Annotated in this window: 16 protein-coding genes; 14 read left to right on the top strand and 2 right to left on the bottom strand. The window is 40.8% G+C overall.

Annotation, left to right across the window (positions count from 1 at the left end):
• Positions 1 to 23 precede the first annotated feature (23 nt).
• From I588_RS09070 to glf, 11 genes are all read left to right on the top strand, one after another.
• Positions 24 to 1,292: a helix-turn-helix domain-containing protein gene (locus I588_RS09070; protein ID WP_010755335.1), complete on the top strand. Its 1,269-nt coding sequence runs from the start codon at positions 24 to 26 to the stop codon at positions 1,290 to 1,292.
• Between the two features lie 163 nt (positions 1,293 to 1,455).
• Positions 1,456 to 1,797, top strand: a complete 342-nt coding sequence (locus I588_RS09065) for a winged helix-turn-helix domain-containing protein (RefSeq protein WP_010755336.1) — start codon at positions 1,456 to 1,458, stop codon at positions 1,795 to 1,797.
• Positions 1,798 to 2,027: 230 nt separating this feature from the next.
• Positions 2,028 to 2,909: a LysR family transcriptional regulator gene (locus I588_RS09060; protein ID WP_010755337.1), complete on the top strand. Its 882-nt coding sequence runs from the start codon at positions 2,028 to 2,030 to the stop codon at positions 2,907 to 2,909.
• Between the two features lie 98 nt (positions 2,910 to 3,007).
• Complete coding sequence (locus I588_RS09055; protein ID WP_010755338.1) at positions 3,008 to 3,520, top strand: flavodoxin; 513 nt, start codon at positions 3,008 to 3,010, stop codon at positions 3,518 to 3,520.
• A gap of 14 nt (positions 3,521 to 3,534) precedes the next feature.
• Positions 3,535 to 3,948, top strand: a complete 414-nt coding sequence (locus I588_RS09050; RefSeq protein WP_010755339.1) for a cupin domain-containing protein — start codon at positions 3,535 to 3,537, stop codon at positions 3,946 to 3,948.
• 16 nt (positions 3,949 to 3,964) lie between these two features.
• Positions 3,965 to 4,279 (top strand): carboxymuconolactone decarboxylase family protein, encoded by a 315-nt coding sequence (locus I588_RS09045; RefSeq protein WP_010755340.1) that lies wholly within the window; start codon positions 3,965 to 3,967, stop codon positions 4,277 to 4,279.
• A 358-nt stretch (positions 4,280 to 4,637) separates the two neighbouring features.
• A complete protein-coding gene (locus I588_RS09040) occupies positions 4,638 to 5,384 on the top strand; it encodes a LytR/AlgR family response regulator transcription factor (protein WP_010755341.1) in 747 nt (248 codons plus the stop codon).
• Positions 5,385 to 5,455: 71 nt separating this feature from the next.
• Positions 5,456 to 6,709 carry a sensor histidine kinase gene (locus tag I588_RS09035; RefSeq protein ID WP_162141125.1) on the top strand — a complete coding sequence of 418 codons (1,254 nt, stop codon included), beginning with the start codon at positions 5,456 to 5,458 and terminating at the stop codon, positions 6,707 to 6,709.
• Between the two features lie 106 nt (positions 6,710 to 6,815).
• Positions 6,816 to 7,670, top strand: a complete 855-nt coding sequence (locus I588_RS09030) for an ABC transporter ATP-binding protein (protein WP_034692510.1) — start codon at positions 6,816 to 6,818, stop codon at positions 7,668 to 7,670.
• Positions 7,670 to 8,416 (top strand): ABC transporter permease, encoded by a 747-nt coding sequence (locus I588_RS09025; protein ID WP_010755344.1) that lies wholly within the window; start codon positions 7,670 to 7,672, stop codon positions 8,414 to 8,416. The genes I588_RS09030 and I588_RS09025 overlap by 1 nt, the downstream gene beginning before the upstream one ends.
• A gap of 130 nt (positions 8,417 to 8,546) precedes the next feature.
• Positions 8,547 to 9,647 (top strand): UDP-galactopyranose mutase, encoded by a 1,101-nt coding sequence (glf, locus tag I588_RS09020; protein ID WP_010755345.1) that lies wholly within the window; start codon positions 8,547 to 8,549, stop codon positions 9,645 to 9,647.
• A gap of 46 nt (positions 9,648 to 9,693) precedes the next feature.
• On the opposite strand, the gene I588_RS09015 is transcribed toward glf, so the two are convergent.
• Entirely contained in the window at positions 9,694 to 10,998 is a 1,305-nt protein-coding gene (locus tag I588_RS09015) for a sensor histidine kinase (RefSeq protein WP_010755346.1), read from the bottom strand.
• The gene (locus I588_RS09010) at positions 10,999 to 11,706 is read right to left on the bottom strand and encodes a LytR/AlgR family response regulator transcription factor (protein WP_010755347.1); all 708 of its coding nucleotides are present in this window, start codon (positions 11,704 to 11,706) and stop codon (positions 10,999 to 11,001) included. It lies immediately after the preceding gene.
• 203 nt (positions 11,707 to 11,909) lie between these two features.
• On the opposite strand from I588_RS09010, the gene I588_RS09005 reads away from it, so the two are divergent.
• Genes I588_RS09005 through I588_RS08995 form a run of 3 tightly spaced genes read left to right on the top strand, consistent with a single transcriptional unit; the run spans position 11,910 to position 15,853 of the window.
• On the top strand, positions 11,910 to 14,303 hold the full coding sequence (locus I588_RS09005) for a glycoside hydrolase family 3 C-terminal domain-containing protein (RefSeq protein ID WP_010755348.1): 2,394 nt from the start codon (positions 11,910 to 11,912) through the stop codon (positions 14,301 to 14,303).
• Positions 14,304 to 14,315: 12 nt separating this feature from the next.
• A complete protein-coding gene (locus tag I588_RS09000) occupies positions 14,316 to 14,837 on the top strand; it encodes a GtrA family protein (protein ID WP_010755349.1) in 522 nt (173 codons plus the stop codon).
• A 2-nt stretch (positions 14,838 to 14,839) separates the two neighbouring features.
• Complete coding sequence (locus tag I588_RS08995) at positions 14,840 to 15,853, top strand: glycosyltransferase family 2 protein (RefSeq protein ID WP_034692319.1); 1,014 nt, start codon at positions 14,840 to 14,842, stop codon at positions 15,851 to 15,853.
• The last annotated feature ends 202 nt before the right edge of the window (positions 15,854 to 16,055 follow it).

The raw sequence follows: 16,055 nt of genomic DNA, 5'->3' as shown, positions 1-16,055 counted from the left end.
ATAAGATAGAAAGGAGGAGGCGTATGATTGGAAGATTGATTCGATGGAAGCGTCTGATGGCAGATTGGTCGATGAATGATTTGGCGAAACGAATGCATATAACGATTTCTCATTTATCCAATATTGAAAAGGGACGTAGAAAGCCCTCGATTGAAGTTGAAATTTGGACTTCAGAAATTTTTGGAACACCAGTCCATTTCTTAACTCATGAAGCAATAGACAATAAAAAATTTTACAGCTACCTAACACAGCTCGTGTCAGCTGAAAGATTTGAAAATATCGCTGTAATACAAAGGATCCAAAAGGAACAGAAACTGACCGTGCAGCAATATTTAATTAGTGACATTTTTGCTCATTCACTAACAACCTTTACACATAAAAAAAAGCGAAAAGAAATCACTGAATTTCTTAGTACGATTTACTTGAATGAAAGTCTAGATGATGAATTAAGGAAAGCATCCTTGTATTACTTACTGATGGATTCGTTAAATCAAAAAAGGTATGACGAAGCCTACAGATTTGTGAATGACTACATAAACTTGATCCCATCTGATGAGCAGCAGGAGAAGGCCTGTATGCTGCTAAAGCGCAGCATGATTCAATGGAATCAGGGGGCCAGAGCTGATTTATTACGGCTGCTTCCAGAGATAAAAGAAGAAATAGAGACATCAGCAAATCCAGACGATCTGATCGCTCACTGGAACTATTTATATGCCAAGTGTCTAATTTATTATGGCTTTATTGATGAAGGCGCTTATTTTTTAGAAAAAAATATTCAGCAGCCAAAGCCTGAGAAATTGGGAAAAACAATAATTAACCTAGTAAGTAAGATCCTGCTTTTTACTTACACGGATCGAATTATTCCAGAAAAAAATTCCATTATCGCAACGATTAAAAGACATTCTGAGAACCATTGCTTCATGCTGGCAGTAGTCCCCTATATCTATACAATGGCCTCGGCTTTTCTCAATTTTGACAAAATAGAGGAGGCTAAACAGGTTGCAGCTTTAGCTGAGAATTATCCGTTAACGAATGAGGACTTGTTGAATCGGCAATTCTATTTGATTTTATTAAATACGAAGGAAAAAAAGGGTGAAGTTGTGGAGTCCTTGGGAGAAAAGTATTTTCAAGAAGAAGGTTGTGTTGCTGCGAATCCCTTTCAAGCGATGGATGTTTGCAAGCTGATGATTCAGCATTTTGAGGATAAAAATCAATACAAAATGGCTGCGAAATGGGGCAAAACAGCCACTGAAATATCTACCACTTATTTTGGACCGCGTAGTTTAGCCTAATATACGCAACAAATATTTTTGAATTTTCTAACACTTGAAAACGAATGGGCAAAAAACTAAAAATACAGCTTTTTTTTTACAGTACTTTTCAATATACAGTTCCTTTCTTTCTATTGAATATAATTATTATATAACAAGAGTTATTTTAAAGGGAGAGAAGAGAATGGAACAAGAGAAGCTGCTGTTGACTATTGAAGACTGTACCTTGGCTGCCGATCAGTATTCTGTTGAGTTGTGTGCCAAGGAATTAATGATCTTAATTAAGCTGTTCACTACTAAGGACACGAAGGCTTTTGTATCACCTGTTACGTTAAATGAAGAGATCTGGAAAGAAGATCAGTTTCGTGGGAAACGCGATTCTCAAAAAATTCGATATTATCTATTTCGCATGAGAAAGAAGATTGAAGAGAGCTTGAAGATCAAGGATTTCTTTTATAGTGTTCATGGGAAAGGCTACAAAATGAACGATTCCATTGATTTGAAGATTCAAATTGTCAAAGAGTAGCAATAAGAATAATTAAGATGAAAGCAGCGGAAATTTCGCTGCTTTTTCTATTCTCTTAGTAGGTACCAACTACAGAGCATATGCGAGTGAAGCAGCGGCATATTTTCAGTTATTCCCAAATCGCAGCGCAGGAACAGATTTAGAAAGAGTCCATTCCCCTATGGCAGCTGCCGCAATTTGGTTCACTGTAAAAGACTGTTATAATAGAAGAAAATGGAAGGAGGCTGAGGATGGAAATCCGTTTGTTGCGCTATTTTTGGACCGTCGCCGAGGAAAAAAACATTTCAAAGGCGGCTAAGTTGTTGAATATTACTCAGCCTACCTTGAGTCGTCAGATAAAAGAGCTGGAGGAATCACTTGGTGTGGCTTTGCTCCACCGAACGAACAACCAACTCTCCTTAACTGAAGAGGGGATTTTTTTAAAGGAACGAGCGGAGGAAATCCTGCTGTTGAATGACAAGCTGGATCAGGCCTTTCTCGATCAAAAGAACAAACAGCTAAGCGGAAGCTTTTCAATCGGCTGTGTTGAAGCAGATAATTCTGATACCTTGTCCATGATGCTTGAAGAATTCATTAACGATTATCCTCAGGTTCGCTTCAATTTGGTAACTGGTACCAGTGAAGATATTTCTGATCGGTTGGATAAAGGTCTTTTAGACTTGGCCCTGCTGTTAGAACCAATTGATATGAACAATTATGAATCGCTCATTCTTCCGCGAGAAGAAAAATGGGGACTTCTAGTCTCGAAGGAAACCTTTTTGGCTCAAAAGGAGACGATTACCCCGGTGGATTTAAAAGGAATTCCACTTTTAACTTCTTCTCGTAAAGAGGTTCAGGATTTGATTGCTCAATGGTTAGGCGCACCCTTTGAAGAACTGAATGTGGTAGGCACCTACAATTTAATTTTTAATATTTTTTCTTTAGTAGAAAATCGGGTGGGTTCTGCTTTAGCAATCGAAGGGGCAACGGCTCACCGGGATATTCAGCAGTTTCGCTTTGTGCCCTTGGAGCCGGAACTGAAGACTCATGGCGTGTTGGTTTGGAAGCGACGGATTCATACACCAGTAGTCGAAGAGCTGGTTCACCGCTTTACCCATGCTTTTCAAGCATAGGACTATGATTCAAGAAGTATTAGACGAATAGACAAACGCGCTGTAGGATGAAGGTATCATCTTACAGCGTTTTTCTTTTAGATAGAGGGAGGTTCCATATGAAAGCAGTGATCTACTTTTCTCGGCGAGGAGAAAACTTTGTTAATGGAAAAATGGAAGAATTAGCCGTTGGAAATACGGAAGTGGCGGCCATGAAACTTGCCGCAGCGTTAGGAGCCGATTTGATTAAGCTAGAACCAGTAGTACCTTATCCCAACAGCTATCAGGAAGCCACCAAACAGGCAGAGCTTGAAAGACAGCAGCGTGCATACGTCGCTTATACAGCAGACAAGATAGCTTTGACAGATTATGAAACGATTTTTTTAGGCTATCCCAACTGGTGGGGTGGATTGCCGCAGCTGGTGGTCTCCTTTTTACAAGAGAATGATTGGCAAAACAAAACAATTTATCCATTTTGTACTCATGAAGGCAGCGGGATGGGCAGCAGCATCGAGGAGCTGAAGCAGCTTTGCCCCACCGCCACAGTAAAGAATGGCTTGCCAATCCGCGGTTCCCAAGTGGCACGTTCCGATACAGCCATTAAAAATTGGCTGACAACTATTGAAGAGTAATGGAGGAATGCATTATGACAAAGCATGAAGAAGTAAAAAATGGCATCATCTTTCCAAGCGGTGAAAAAAATGATGCCTATGCTCAATATTTTATTGGTCAAAGCTATTTGCACTCACTGGTAGCTGATCCAGAGATAAATGTAGGTGTAGGCAATGTAACCTTTGAGCCAGGCTGCCGCAACAATTGGCACATTCATCATGACGGCTTCCAGCTGCTGCTGGTAACTGGTGGTGAAGGCTGGTATCAAGAAGAAGGCAAAGCAGCCCAAGCGCTAAAGGCGGGAGATGTAATTATTACCCACGACGGCGTAAAGCACTGGCATGGTGCAGCGAAAGATAGTTGGTTTGAACATATCGCAATTACTGCTGGCACACCAGAATGGTTGGAGCCGGTTAGTGATGAGCTGTACGATCAATTAGCAAAATAAAAAGGAGCGAATACAAATGGCAAAACAAACAGCAGGCAGAGATCAGTTAGGTGAATTTGCCCCACAATTTGCAGCATTAAACGATGATGTTCTATTTGGTGAAGTATGGGAGCGGGAAGAACAGCTCTCGGCGCATGATCGCAGCTTAATTACCTGCTCCGCTCTATTAGCAATGGGAGCCCCTCAATTAGAAGCCCATCTAAACATTGCCAAACAAAACGGTGTAACCGAAGACGAGATTGTAGAACTAATTACCCACTTGGCCTTTTATGCAGGGTGGCCTAAAGCATGGTCAGCCTTTGCACTGGCCAAAGAAATTTTTGGTGAATAAAACAAACATACACTTCACGAACTGGCTTGCTGGTTCGTGATTTTTTTGCGAGGATAGAGAAATTGCGAACCTAACACCTAATAGGTATTTCGCCCTTAGTAAGTTTATAGGATATACTTGCCAGAATTATCATTAATTGTCTTATCTGTTAAAGATTTGAAAGTAGCGTCCAATAATTAACTCTATCAGAGCATAAACACTTGGGCTTTCTGAGTTACAGGAGTAGCTACCGTTCGATCTGCTTCATTTTTCACAGTTGTTGACCTTTTTATATTTAGAAGGGATTTAAAAGATGATGTGGAAACGCTTAGGAAGTAATGCTAAACTGAGATATACCTTTAGTGGAAGTGGATGAAGCATGGTACCTATTTATATTTGTGATGATGTCAAAGAAACGCGGGAATATATAAATAAACTTATTTCTAATCTAATTATGATTCATGCCTACGATATGGAAATCGTTTTGGTAACCGGTGATCCTGAAGCAGTATTGGCCCATCGCCGTTCTCATAGTATGCGCTCGATTTACTTTTTTGATGTGGATTTAAAGCATGAAACGTACAACGGTTTTTCTTTAGCCAAAGAAATACGAGAGCTGGATACACGAGGATTTTTGATTTTTATTACGACCCATGAGGAAATGATTTTTGAAACATTCAAATATCGGCTGGAGGCAATGAGCTATTTATATAAGGATACTCCTGAGAAGCTGAACAGCCAATTAATGGCTTGTCTACAGGATATTCAGCATTTGCTGACTCAGGAATTAGGCGATCCGCAAAGCTATTATACAGTAAAGGTCGCCGATACTAGTTATCAAATACCATTGGAAAGTATTTTATTTTTCGAAACCGTCGGGGCACACCGGGTCGTAATCCACACGGAAAGCCGTTTATTGGAATTTCGAGGGGAATTGAAGAAGATTGAGCAGCAGCTATCAGAGAATTTTTTGAAGATTCACCGCTCCTATCTAGTGCAAAAAAGTAAAATTCAGCAGGTCAATTATTCAGACAATACGGTAATTATGGAAAATGGTTCGGTTTGTTTAATGTCACGAGCGGGTAAAAAGCTGTTGCGAAGTTATTTCGAAGGGAGGACGGACTAATCGACTATTTAATGACTATGGGTGTTTTAACGTATGTATTTATGACTACCTTTATCCTAGAATATTTGCTTGTGTATCTAGTTTTCAAAGAGAAACGAAAAAGCTCGTATACGTGGCTATTGTATTTAGCTATGTCGGTCTTTTTTGCGGAATTGACCTATCTGCTGGCTGATTTGCCATTAGGTGTTTACATTTTAGTTCAGGCCGGTATCACAACGGTGCTCTCTTTATTCCTGCATCACTACATTTTCAAAGTGGTGGACTGGCGAATGATCTTCTTTTTAGCCATATTTATAACGTTGGTGACAGTCGTCTTCAACAGTCTTTATCAGAGTATCATCTTGGCAGCGGCTCCTGACATTAACTATGGCGTGATGAATATACTGGGAACAACGATTGTTTTTGGTTTAATTCTATTAATATATCGACTCCTGACCAAAACTCGCGTCTTTTTTGTCCTACGGCGGATCATAGAGTATCCTAGACTTGCTTTGATGATTGCTTTAATTATCAGCGCCTTAAATGTTACCATCGAACTGGTTAAAGCGACCTTTTTCCTGAATGATTTTTCGTTACTGGTGACTGCGCTGTACATTCTAAGCTACGGCATGGTAATCGCAATCTATATTTTTTTACTGCGGGAATACTTGCGGGAACGACAGCTAAAGGAATCAGAAGCCTTGATATTACAGCAGCAAGCCTATTTACAACGGTTGGAAAGTATTCAAATGGATTTGCGGAAGATTCATCATGATTATAAAAATGTTGCTACCGGCCTGTATGCGCAGGTGGAATCAGGGGATATCAAAGCTGCTCAGGAATTCATCAGCACAAAAATGCTGCAGATGGACAAAGAAATTCGCTTGGATATGCAGCAGCTGAATCAGCTGGCGAACATTGAAGTAATTGAGCTGAAAACGTTGATTATGGCTAAGATCATGCAAGCAGAGAAAATGCAAGTTCAGCTGATGATTGAAGTGCTGGAGCCAATCAACAAAATTCCGATGGAGATCTCTGACCTGTTAAGATGTGGGGGCATTCTAATGGACAACGCCATTGAAGCTGCTGCCCGGGAAAAGAAGCCGGAGGTCACGATTGTCCTGCTGAAGGAGCAAGGTAAGCTGACCTTTATCGTCAAGAATCCAACAAGTCAAACGGTTGACCTGCAGCGGATTTGGACAGCTGGTTATTCTACCAAGGGGGAAAGTCGTGGTCTAGGCTTAACCAATTTAAAGGAAATTACCCGTCAATATCCAGATGTTTGGCTAGAAACACGGGTAGAGAAGCAAGAATTTGTTCAAATGCTGACCTTCAAACTAACCTAAGACAGAAAACTGCCAAAAAGGACAGTTTTCTGTCTTTTTTGGACGCAGACCCCTTTTTTAACTCTGAATGCTTATAGTTAAGATAATAACTAATGGAGGTGGCGAAATAGTGAAAGAAGAATTACTGAGATTAAAGCATATTTCAAAAGCTTTTTCTAATAAACAAGCCTTAAGAGACATCAACATGACCCTCTCTGCTGGGGAAATTCTGGGCTTTTTAGGGCCATCGGGTGCTGGGAAGACCACGACAATTAAGATCGTGACTGGTCAAATGATTCAAAGCTCAGGTGAAGCCACTATTTTAGGCAGTGACACCCGGAAGCTGAACGAACAGATTTATGAAAAGATTGGAATTGTTACCGATGCCAGTGGAATTTATGAGGAATTCACTGTGTACGAAAACCTGTTGCTGTTTGCTCAATTACTAAATGTACCCAAAAAACGAGTAGATTATTTACTAAAAAGGGTGGGCTTAACTGAACAGAAAAAACAGCCGGCTGGTAAATTGTCTAAAGGTCAAAGCCAGCGACTAATTTTGGCACGGGCCGTTTTGCATCAGCCCAAGGTATTGTTCTTAGATGAGCCGACTTCAGGTCTGGACCCAACAACGGCATTGGAAATTCACCGCTTACTGCTGGAGCTGCGGGCAGATGGCATGGGGATTTTCTTGACAACCCATAACATGGAGGAAGCCACTAGGTTATGCGATCATGTTGCTTTGTTAAATGATGGCAAGATTGTCGAATTCGGTTCACCGCAGGAAATTTGTCTACGCTACAATTCGGAGAAACAGTACCGGATTTTGCTGAATACAAAAGAAGAAGTTACCTTGGCACACACCGCTGAAAATACGAAAAAGCTGTCTGAATGGATCACCAATGATGTGATCGAATCGATCCATTCCTGTGAACCAACCTTGGAAAATGTCTTTTTAACGGTCACTGGAAGGGAGCTAAGCTAATGGGACTTTCATTCAAAAAAATTCACGTATTAACCCGCTTCAAATTCAAAGAGCTGTTCCGCAACAAGACCTTCCTGATTACTGGCAGCATGGTTCCATTGTTAACCCTTTTGATGCGCTTTGTGTATCAAAATCTGCTAGATGGCAAAGCGATGCCGCCGATGATGGTGGCGCTGGTGCTGAATCTGGGTCTATTAATGAACTTAACCAGTGTATCCATGATGATGCCAGCTACTATGCTGGCAAAGGACAAAGAAAAGAATACGCTGAGAACCTTGATGACTTCTTCGGTTAACGGAACGGAATACTTTATTAGCTCGGTCATTCCTTCCTTTGTGGTTTCTTTTCTAATTAATCTGCTGGTACTGGTTCTTAGCGGCATCAACTTAGGTGAGGTCAATTTAGTTTTGTATGTACTAGTTACAGCTATCGCTGGCTTAACCAGTTGTGTCTTAGGAATGCTGATTGGCTTGTTTGCTAAGAATCAAATGTCATCCAGCAATATTTGTACCATTTTTGTTCTAGTTTTAATGCTGGTTCCAGTGCTTGGCAATATCGCTGGCAGTTTTCAAAAGGTTAGCAACTTCTTGTACACCGGGATCGTCGGCAATCTAGTTTCGGCCTTTGCTGAGGGCAGTCGACAAGGCTTGAGCCTTCAAAGCTGGCTGGTTCTAGTGGGCGAGCTGGCGGTTATTTCCTTGCTATTTGTTGTTAATTACCGCAAAAATGGCTTCGAACACGAATAGTTAGGGAAAGAAGCGGCTGAACAGTGCTCGGTCGCTTTTTCATTTATCAGCACTTTAGCTAAAAACTATAGAAAATCACCTCAAACTATGATAGGTTGTTTATTGATTATGCTTTGGGGGAGGAAAAGAGATGACAAGCTATTTAGTAGTGGGCAGCGGATTGTTTGGGGCAGTTTTTGCCAACCAGATGGCAGCAAAGGGTCACCAAGTAACCGTACTGGAAAAACGTCCACATATTGCCGGAAACATTTATACCAAGGAAACTGAGGGCATACACGTTCATCAATATGGAGCCCATATCTTCCATACATCCAATAAAAAAATCTGGGATTTCGTTAATCAATACGCAGAGTTTAACCGATTTACCAATGCACCAATTGCTTTAAGCAAAGGCAAACTCTACAATCTTCCTTTTAATATGAATACCTTTTATGCTTTGTGGGGACTGAAAACGCCACAGGAAGTAAAAGAAAAAATTGCACAGCAAAGTCGGCTTTCTCACAATCAGGAACCACAAAATCTGGAAGAACAAGCCATCTCGTTAGTTGGTCGTGACATTTACGAAACCTTGATTAAAGGGTATACGGAAAAGCAATGGGGAAAAGCTTGTTCAGAGCTGCCGGCCTTTATTATTCGACGCCTGCCTGTGCGCTTAACCTTCGACAATAATTACTTTAACGATTTGTATCAGGGGATTCCTATCGGCGGCTATACTCAGATTGTTGAAAAAATGCTGGATCATCCCAATATTCAGCTTCAGCTAAACACCGATTTTATGGTGAAGAAAGAGCAATGGCTGGCAAATTACGAAAAGGTCATCTATACCGGCATGATTGATCAGTATTATGACTATTGTTATGGCGAATTGGAGTATCGTTCTTTAGCATTTGAACATGAAACGCTGGAGACTGACAATTTTCAAGGAAATGCCGTAGTAAATTATATTGATAAAACGGTTCCTTACACGCGGATTATCGAGCATAAGCATTTTGAGTTCGGCACTCAGGAACGAACCATTATTACGAAGGAGTATCCGAAAGCCTGGAAAAAAGGCGACGAACCCTATTATCCGGTCAACAATGAGCACAATCAGCAAACCTATCAGCAGTACAAACAGCTGGCAGATCAGGATGAACAGGTGATTTTTGGAGGGCGTTTAGGCATGTATCGTTATTTTGACATGCATCAGGTTATTGATGAAGCACTCAGTCTTGCTTCAAGCGAGTCATAAAAAGCAAGCAGTCCGCGGGATTTTTCTCGCTGGCTGCTTGCTTTTATTAAGTGATAGGCAATAATACTTTTAAAGAGAACCAATTGTTTTCATGGCTAATGGTCATCGTTCCATCGTATTTATTGGCAATATAGGAAATACTCTTCAAGCCATATCCGTGGTATTCTTTATCATCCTTGGTTGTTTTAGGGAGACCATCCTCGAAAGACAACTGATCTTCACTGTAATTATTTAATAAAAACAGCAGAAAGCCAGCCTTTTTTTCTACCCGCAAATTAATCAGACGTTTGTCGGTGTCAACATTTTTTAACGTGGATTCGATGGCATTGTCTAAGGCATTTCCCAGCAGGCTGCACAAATCCATCACCTCAATAAAGTCCAATAATTTTCCGTCAACAATGCAAGTAAAGGTAATCTTATTTTGAATACAAAAGCTGTTTTTTCTAGTTAAAATGACATCCATGATAGCATTACCAGTCTTAACGGTTGCCTGATATTGCGTAATATCCTTTTTTAACTGACTGACATATTCTTTTCTTTTAGCCGGCTCCGATTCCATTTCAATAATGTCTAATTGGTGCTTCAGGTCATGAAATTTCTGGCTGACTAGCGCATTGCTTTCTTTGAAGGCTTCGTATTGCTCGTATTGCGACTGCAAAACATTGTTAATCGAGGAAAGCTCATTTCTTAAATAAATATCGTACCGCATGCCTTCTTGAATGTACAAGATCAACAATCCGCATAAATTAATGAAGGTTCGAAAGATAAAAATAGATTGTCCATCGCCGGCAGCTAAAAAGGTTTGTGAAAACATAAAGCCCATATTGCTGACGGTAAAGATGATAATTGCCGAGAGCACAGCAATTACGACTTCTCTTTTTTTGATGTTCTTTAAGACAACCTGGTGCGGGCTGCGTTTCTCAAATATGTAGTACAGCAAGGACAAAAGGAGGTACATCATCAGCATGAACCCCAGCCGTACAGTCGCATGCTCCGTTGTGCGTAGAAAAAGAATACAGAACAGCTGCCAGGAGAGCGATGCAATAAACTCCGCAAAGATGAAGGCCTTGCACAGGTTATAGAAATAGCTGAATTTTGAAATGTCTAGAGTAAGGTAAAGGGTCAGCAGCATCCACAAGACATTTAACATCATTCCCGGAATCCAAAACAGCAGCGGCCAGGTGCCAACAAATAATTGCAGAAGAATTTGACCTGCTCCCATAAAGGGCAGAAGAAATAAACCTCCTTTTTTCCAGATTTGCCGATCAAATTGAAAAATTATAAAGATACACGCCCCCCATTCAGCGATTGCCGTGTAAAAACGAGGGATATTTGGCAGCAGCTCGTTCAATTAGATTCCTCCATTTCCTAGATAATTCGTCAACGCCGCCATGAAATCCTTCTTTCGCGGACGGCTGATTCGCAAATCAAATCGGCCAACGTGGGCGGTGCTGCCATCGATCGCTTTAACGTGCTTCAGATTGACTAAATAACAATTATTGCAGCGGAAGAAATTTTGCGGCTTTAATTCGCTTTCAATATTTTTCATGGAGCCAAGCAGGGAATAGACTTGATCATTGGTGTAAAAATACAAATAATGGCCTTCACACTCTACATAAATCAACTCCTCCAACAAAATTTTACGTATCCCGGAGTTTGTTTTAATAGTAATTGTTTCTTCAGTTTTCTTCGATAATTTTTCAACGATTTTTTTAAAATGTTCGCTAAAATTAAAATAAGTTAAAGGCTTTAACAAGAAATCGTCGGCATTGACTGCATAGCCGTCAATGGCAAATTGCACGTAATTCGTGAGAAAGACAATAGCAACATCTGGATCAATCGCTCGGATTTTTTTGGCGGTGGTCATGCCATCCATGATCGGCATTTCAACATCAAAATAAATAACATCAAACTCTCCTTTATACTTCTCAATAATGTCAATTCCATCATTAAAAGTTGTGATGCTGACAGGCAAGTTGTTTTCCACTGTGTAGCGATTAACCAGTGATATAAAGCAATTTTGTTGCTGAATGTCATCTTCTACGATGGCAATTTTCATAAGAAGCAACCTCCCAAAAATTTAGATCTACTTTCACTTATTATAATTAATGCTGCCTTTAAAGCAAGGTCGTTTTTTAGAAATCGGCAGATTAAATGATGAAAAAGCAGGTTATGAATAAAAAGTGTCAAAGTATGAATGAACTATTTGTTACCGCTTCCTTTGATGATAAATTGATTGCATAAATTGAAAAGGTGAGTAAGATGCTGAAGAATAAAAAAATTATTGATACTCTCACGTTGGAACAAAAAGCCTCGTTGATGTCGGGGAAAAATACGTGGGAATCCCAGGATATTCCAGAAGTAGTACCAGCTATTTTCATGTCTGATGGTCCCCATGGTCTGAGGAAGCAAGTGGGAGAAGCCGATCATTTAGGCTTAAATGCTAGCTTGCCGGCCACCTGTTTTCCTACCGCTGCGACCTTGGCCAACAGCTGGGATGAAGCGTTAGTCTATCAAGTCGGAACCTGTATTGGTGAAGAAGCCAAAGCCTTAGGGGTAAATGTTGTTCTAGGTCCTGGCTTGAATATCAAACGGAATCCTAAGTGCGGCAGAAACTTTGAATACTATAGCGAAGATCCCTATTTAGCTGGGAAGCTGGCTGCATCTAGTATCAAAGGGATACAGGCCAATGGAACAATCGCAAGTCCCAAGCATTTTGCAGCGAATAGTCAGGAGTATCGCCGCATGGCCTCAGATTCGATTGTGGACGAACGGACACTGAGAGAAATCTATACAACCAATTTTGAAATTGCTGTAAAAGAAGGACAGCCTAAGTCAATTATGTCTTCCTACAACTTATTAAATGGTCAGTATGCCAATGAAAATTCTTATTTGCTGCGAGAGATTCTGAAGGAGGAATGGGGCTTTGAGGGCTTTGTAGTTTCTGACTGGGGCGGCGATAACGACCATACAGCCGGTGTAAAAAACGGCAGCCATCTAGCTATGCCAACCTTAAGTAAAAACGGTACGTTGGAGCTGGTTGAAGCGGTCGAAAATGGTGCACTAGACGAAGCTGTTTTGGATCAGCGGGTAGATGAATTGCTGTCTGTCATTTACATGGTAGAGTCATCAGGCTCCGAGGGAGAGATTGATTGGCAAAAGCATCATGAAGTAGCGAAGAAGGCTGCTATGGAAAGTGTGGTTATGCTAAAAAATGAAGCCGGAATTTTGCCTTTAACCCCAGATAAAAAGGTAGCGGTTATTGGCGACTTCGCCCAAACGCCTCGTTATCAGGGAGCCGGTTCGTCAGTAGTAAATGCAAAGAATTTGGAAACCACCTTAGATGTTATCGGGGAGTATCCCTTAACGATTACCGGCTTTGCCAAGGGTTATGAACGTGGCGGGCAAAGCGATGACCAGCTAGTAACTGAAGCTCTTGCGTTAGCTGAAAAAAGCGATGTAATCTTGCTTTATGCTGGGTTGGACGAAATTTTGGAAAGCGAAGGAATGGATCGTTCGACTCTTGATATGCCTAAAAACCAATTGGCCTTGATTCAAGAATTAGCAGCTGTCGAAAAACCGATCGTGGTTGTTTTGTCGGCGGGCTCTGTAGTGGAATGCTCGTGGGAAAACAAAGTGCAAGGGATTTTACATGGTTATCTGGGCGGAGAAGCTGGCGCCAGTGCTATGCTGGAGGTACTTTGCGGAAATCACAATCCGAGCGGCAAGCTCAACGAAACCTATCCGCTTTCTTATCAGGATATTCCCTTTGGCAAAGAATTTCCGGCTAAAGGCCGATACGTTTACTACAAGGAAGGACTATACGTTGGTTATCGGTATTACGATACGGCCCAAAAAGCGGTTCGCTATCCCTTTGGTTATGGTTTAAGCTACTCGCGTTTCCAATATAGTGAATTGCAGATTACCGAGTCAGGTGTAAAAGCAGTAATCACCAATATCGGTGACAAAGCCGGAGCAGAAATTGTTCAATTATACGTTGGCAAGCCTGATTCACCATTAGTAAGACCGGCTAAAGAGCTAAAGGGATTTACTAAAGTCTTCCTGCAGCCAAAAGAAAGCCAAACAATTGAAATCGCCTTTGATGATAAGAGCTTTCGGTATTATGATGTTAACAGCAAATCATGGAAAACCGAGGCAGGAGAATACACGATTATGCTGGCAAGTTCAGCGCAAGATATTCGCCTAGAAGGCAAGCTGCTGGTTTCAGGAACACAACCTGTAATGACTGCGCAGCTGTCAAAATATCAGACAGCGGAACTTGAAGCGGTAACTCTGGCGGATTTTGAGGAATTATACGGACAAAAGGTTCCTCAAGAAGAAGTCAGTGGCAAACGTCAGCTGAATCGAACAAGTATTATTGCTGAAATGAGCCAAGCAAAGAATCCATTGGCCCGTTTAGTGTGTCGCATCATTGGTGCACTGCTGAAAAGAAGTGAGAAGAAGGGCAAACCGGATCTAAATTTGTTGTTTATTTCTAATATGCCTTTTCGAGCGATTGCTAAAATGACGAATGGAATGGTCAGCTTAGCCATGGTTGATGAAATGCTTGTCATGGTCAACGGTCATTTTTTCAAGGGCTTTGCAGGTTTAATCAAGCAATTTTTCCATAATCGCAAGCTTCAAAAAGCAAAGTAAAGGAGAAAGCGTATGAAGCAAAGTCAATCCAGCAATAAGCTGGTACAAATCATTCAAAAATTCAAACACGAGCATCCAGATGTCTATGAATTTATTTTGTTCAATATTATGAGCAATGTTGCTACGATCACCAACTTCTTAGTACTATGGATCGGTACAGGAATTATTTTTTCAGGGTTAAGCAACATTCCCTTTAACTGGTTTATCTTTCATTATGGAACGGAGCAAGGCGGCTTAGGAGGGTTTTTAAGCTTCCTCGTTGCTTATGTCTGTGCTCAAATTGTGAACTTTATCGTTCAACGCAAGGTAGTCTTTTCGGCCACTGTTGACGTGAAAAAGGTCTTGCCTTGGTATATTGCTACCGTTACAGTAGCCGGCCTGATTTCTGTTTGGCTGCCTCCATATGTAATCGCACGATTGTCGCCTTACATTGGCAATTTCGCACCGACTGTCGCAAATATTGTGAACATTGTTATCCAAGTTCTGATAAACTATCCAATGATGAAATTTAAAATAATGAAGAAAGAAAATTGATCATGAAAATATTGAGTTTAATTGTTCCCTGCTATAACTCAGCAGATTACATGGAACGCTGTATTAATTCCTTACTATTAGGAAAAGAAGCTGTCGAGATTATCATTGTTAATGATGGTTCACAAGATCGTACGGCAGAAATTGCCGATCATTATGCCAGTTATTTCCCGGAAATCATCAAAGCTGTTCATCAGGAAAACGGTGGACACGGTCAGGCTATCAACACTGGCCTTGATCATGCTACTGGTCACTATATAAAGGTTGTGGACAGTGATGATTGGCTGGATGCCAATGCCTATCAGCAGGTTTTGCAAATGCTGACGGAAACAGTTGAAACGGATCATCCAGTTGATATGCTGATCAGCAACTATGTGTACGAAAAACAAGGAGCCAAGAACAAGAAAGTTATCTCTTATGAATCCTTTTTGCCTGTGGATCAAGAATTTTCTTGGGCGGATGTTCGCTTTCCGTTAGGGAAATATTTGCTGATGCACTCGGTCATTTATCGTGCCAGTATTTTAAAGGAACTGTCATTAAAATTGCCTCAGCATACGTTTTATGTAGATAACCTGTATATTTTTCAACCATTGCCGTTGGTCAAGAATATGCATTACTTGAATGTAGATCTGTATCGCTATTTTATTGGTCGAGAGGATCAATCTGTCAATGAACAGGTAATGATTCAACGGATTGATCAGCAATTAGCAGTCAATAAACGGATGGTTGCCTTCTATTCAGATACACAGGTAGAAAACGAAAGTCTGCTGAAATATATGCAGCGGTATGTCGAAATTATTACGACAGTTTCCTCGATTTTTTTGCTCAAAGAGGGATCGCCAGACAGCATGCAGAAAAAGCAGGAATTATGGAATTTTATTAGAAAGAGTGATCCAGTATTGTACAGAAGATTACGCAGAGGTGTATTTGGTTTAGGGGTTAATCTTCCAGGCAAGCTGGGACGAAAAACAGCAATTGGTGCGTATCAAATCGCCAAACGACTGTATGGTTTTAACTAAGATTCGCTACTTGCTCTCAGCTGTTTAAAAAGAGCTGAAAGCAAGTTATGAATAAATAGCAACAAGATATGAATGAGCTGTTTTATTGTTCAATTCGGTTGCTATACTATGCCTTGTAAAGGGTTACATATGTCTTTTCAAGTTAAGATAAACCGGTGTATTTTAGCGGGAAAGGGCAATGGGTATCGGCTTTGCAAGTTAA

It is taken from the genome of Enterococcus pallens ATCC BAA-351, from assembly GCF_000407485.1.
Taxonomy (GTDB): Bacteria; Bacillota; Bacilli; order Lactobacillales; family Enterococcaceae; genus Enterococcus_A; species Enterococcus_A pallens.
The sequence above is the reverse complement of the archived record's forward strand: the minus strand, read 5'-3'. Positions and strand labels throughout refer to the sequence as shown.

Coding starts and splice junctions, on each gene's coding strand:
- I588_RS09060 (WP_010755337.1), top strand. CDS start 2,028: ATGGAAATCCGTTTGTTGCGCTATTTTTGGACCGTCGCCGAGGAAAAA.
- I588_RS09040 (WP_010755341.1), top strand. CDS start 4,638: ATGGTACCTATTTATATTTGTGATGATGTCAAAGAAACGCGGGAATAT.
- glf (WP_010755345.1), top strand. CDS start 8,547: ATGACAAGCTATTTAGTAGTGGGCAGCGGATTGTTTGGGGCAGTTTTT.
- I588_RS09045 (WP_010755340.1), top strand. CDS start 3,965: ATGGCAAAACAAACAGCAGGCAGAGATCAGTTAGGTGAATTTGCCCCA.
- I588_RS09055 (WP_010755338.1), top strand. CDS start 3,008: ATGAAAGCAGTGATCTACTTTTCTCGGCGAGGAGAAAACTTTGTTAAT.
- I588_RS09000 (WP_010755349.1), top strand. CDS start 14,316: ATGAAGCAAAGTCAATCCAGCAATAAGCTGGTACAAATCATTCAAAAA.
- I588_RS09070 (WP_010755335.1), top strand. CDS start 24: ATGATTGGAAGATTGATTCGATGGAAGCGTCTGATGGCAGATTGGTCG.
- I588_RS09010 (WP_010755347.1), bottom strand. CDS start 11,706: ATGAAAATTGCCATCGTAGAAGATGACATTCAGCAACAAAATTGCTTT.
- I588_RS09025 (WP_010755344.1), top strand. CDS start 7,670: ATGGGACTTTCATTCAAAAAAATTCACGTATTAACCCGCTTCAAATTC.
- I588_RS09005 (WP_010755348.1), top strand. CDS start 11,910: ATGCTGAAGAATAAAAAAATTATTGATACTCTCACGTTGGAACAAAAA.
- I588_RS09050 (WP_010755339.1), top strand. CDS start 3,535: ATGACAAAGCATGAAGAAGTAAAAAATGGCATCATCTTTCCAAGCGGT.
- I588_RS09065 (WP_010755336.1), top strand. CDS start 1,456: ATGGAACAAGAGAAGCTGCTGTTGACTATTGAAGACTGTACCTTGGCT.
- I588_RS08995 (WP_034692319.1), top strand. CDS start 14,840: ATGAAAATATTGAGTTTAATTGTTCCCTGCTATAACTCAGCAGATTAC.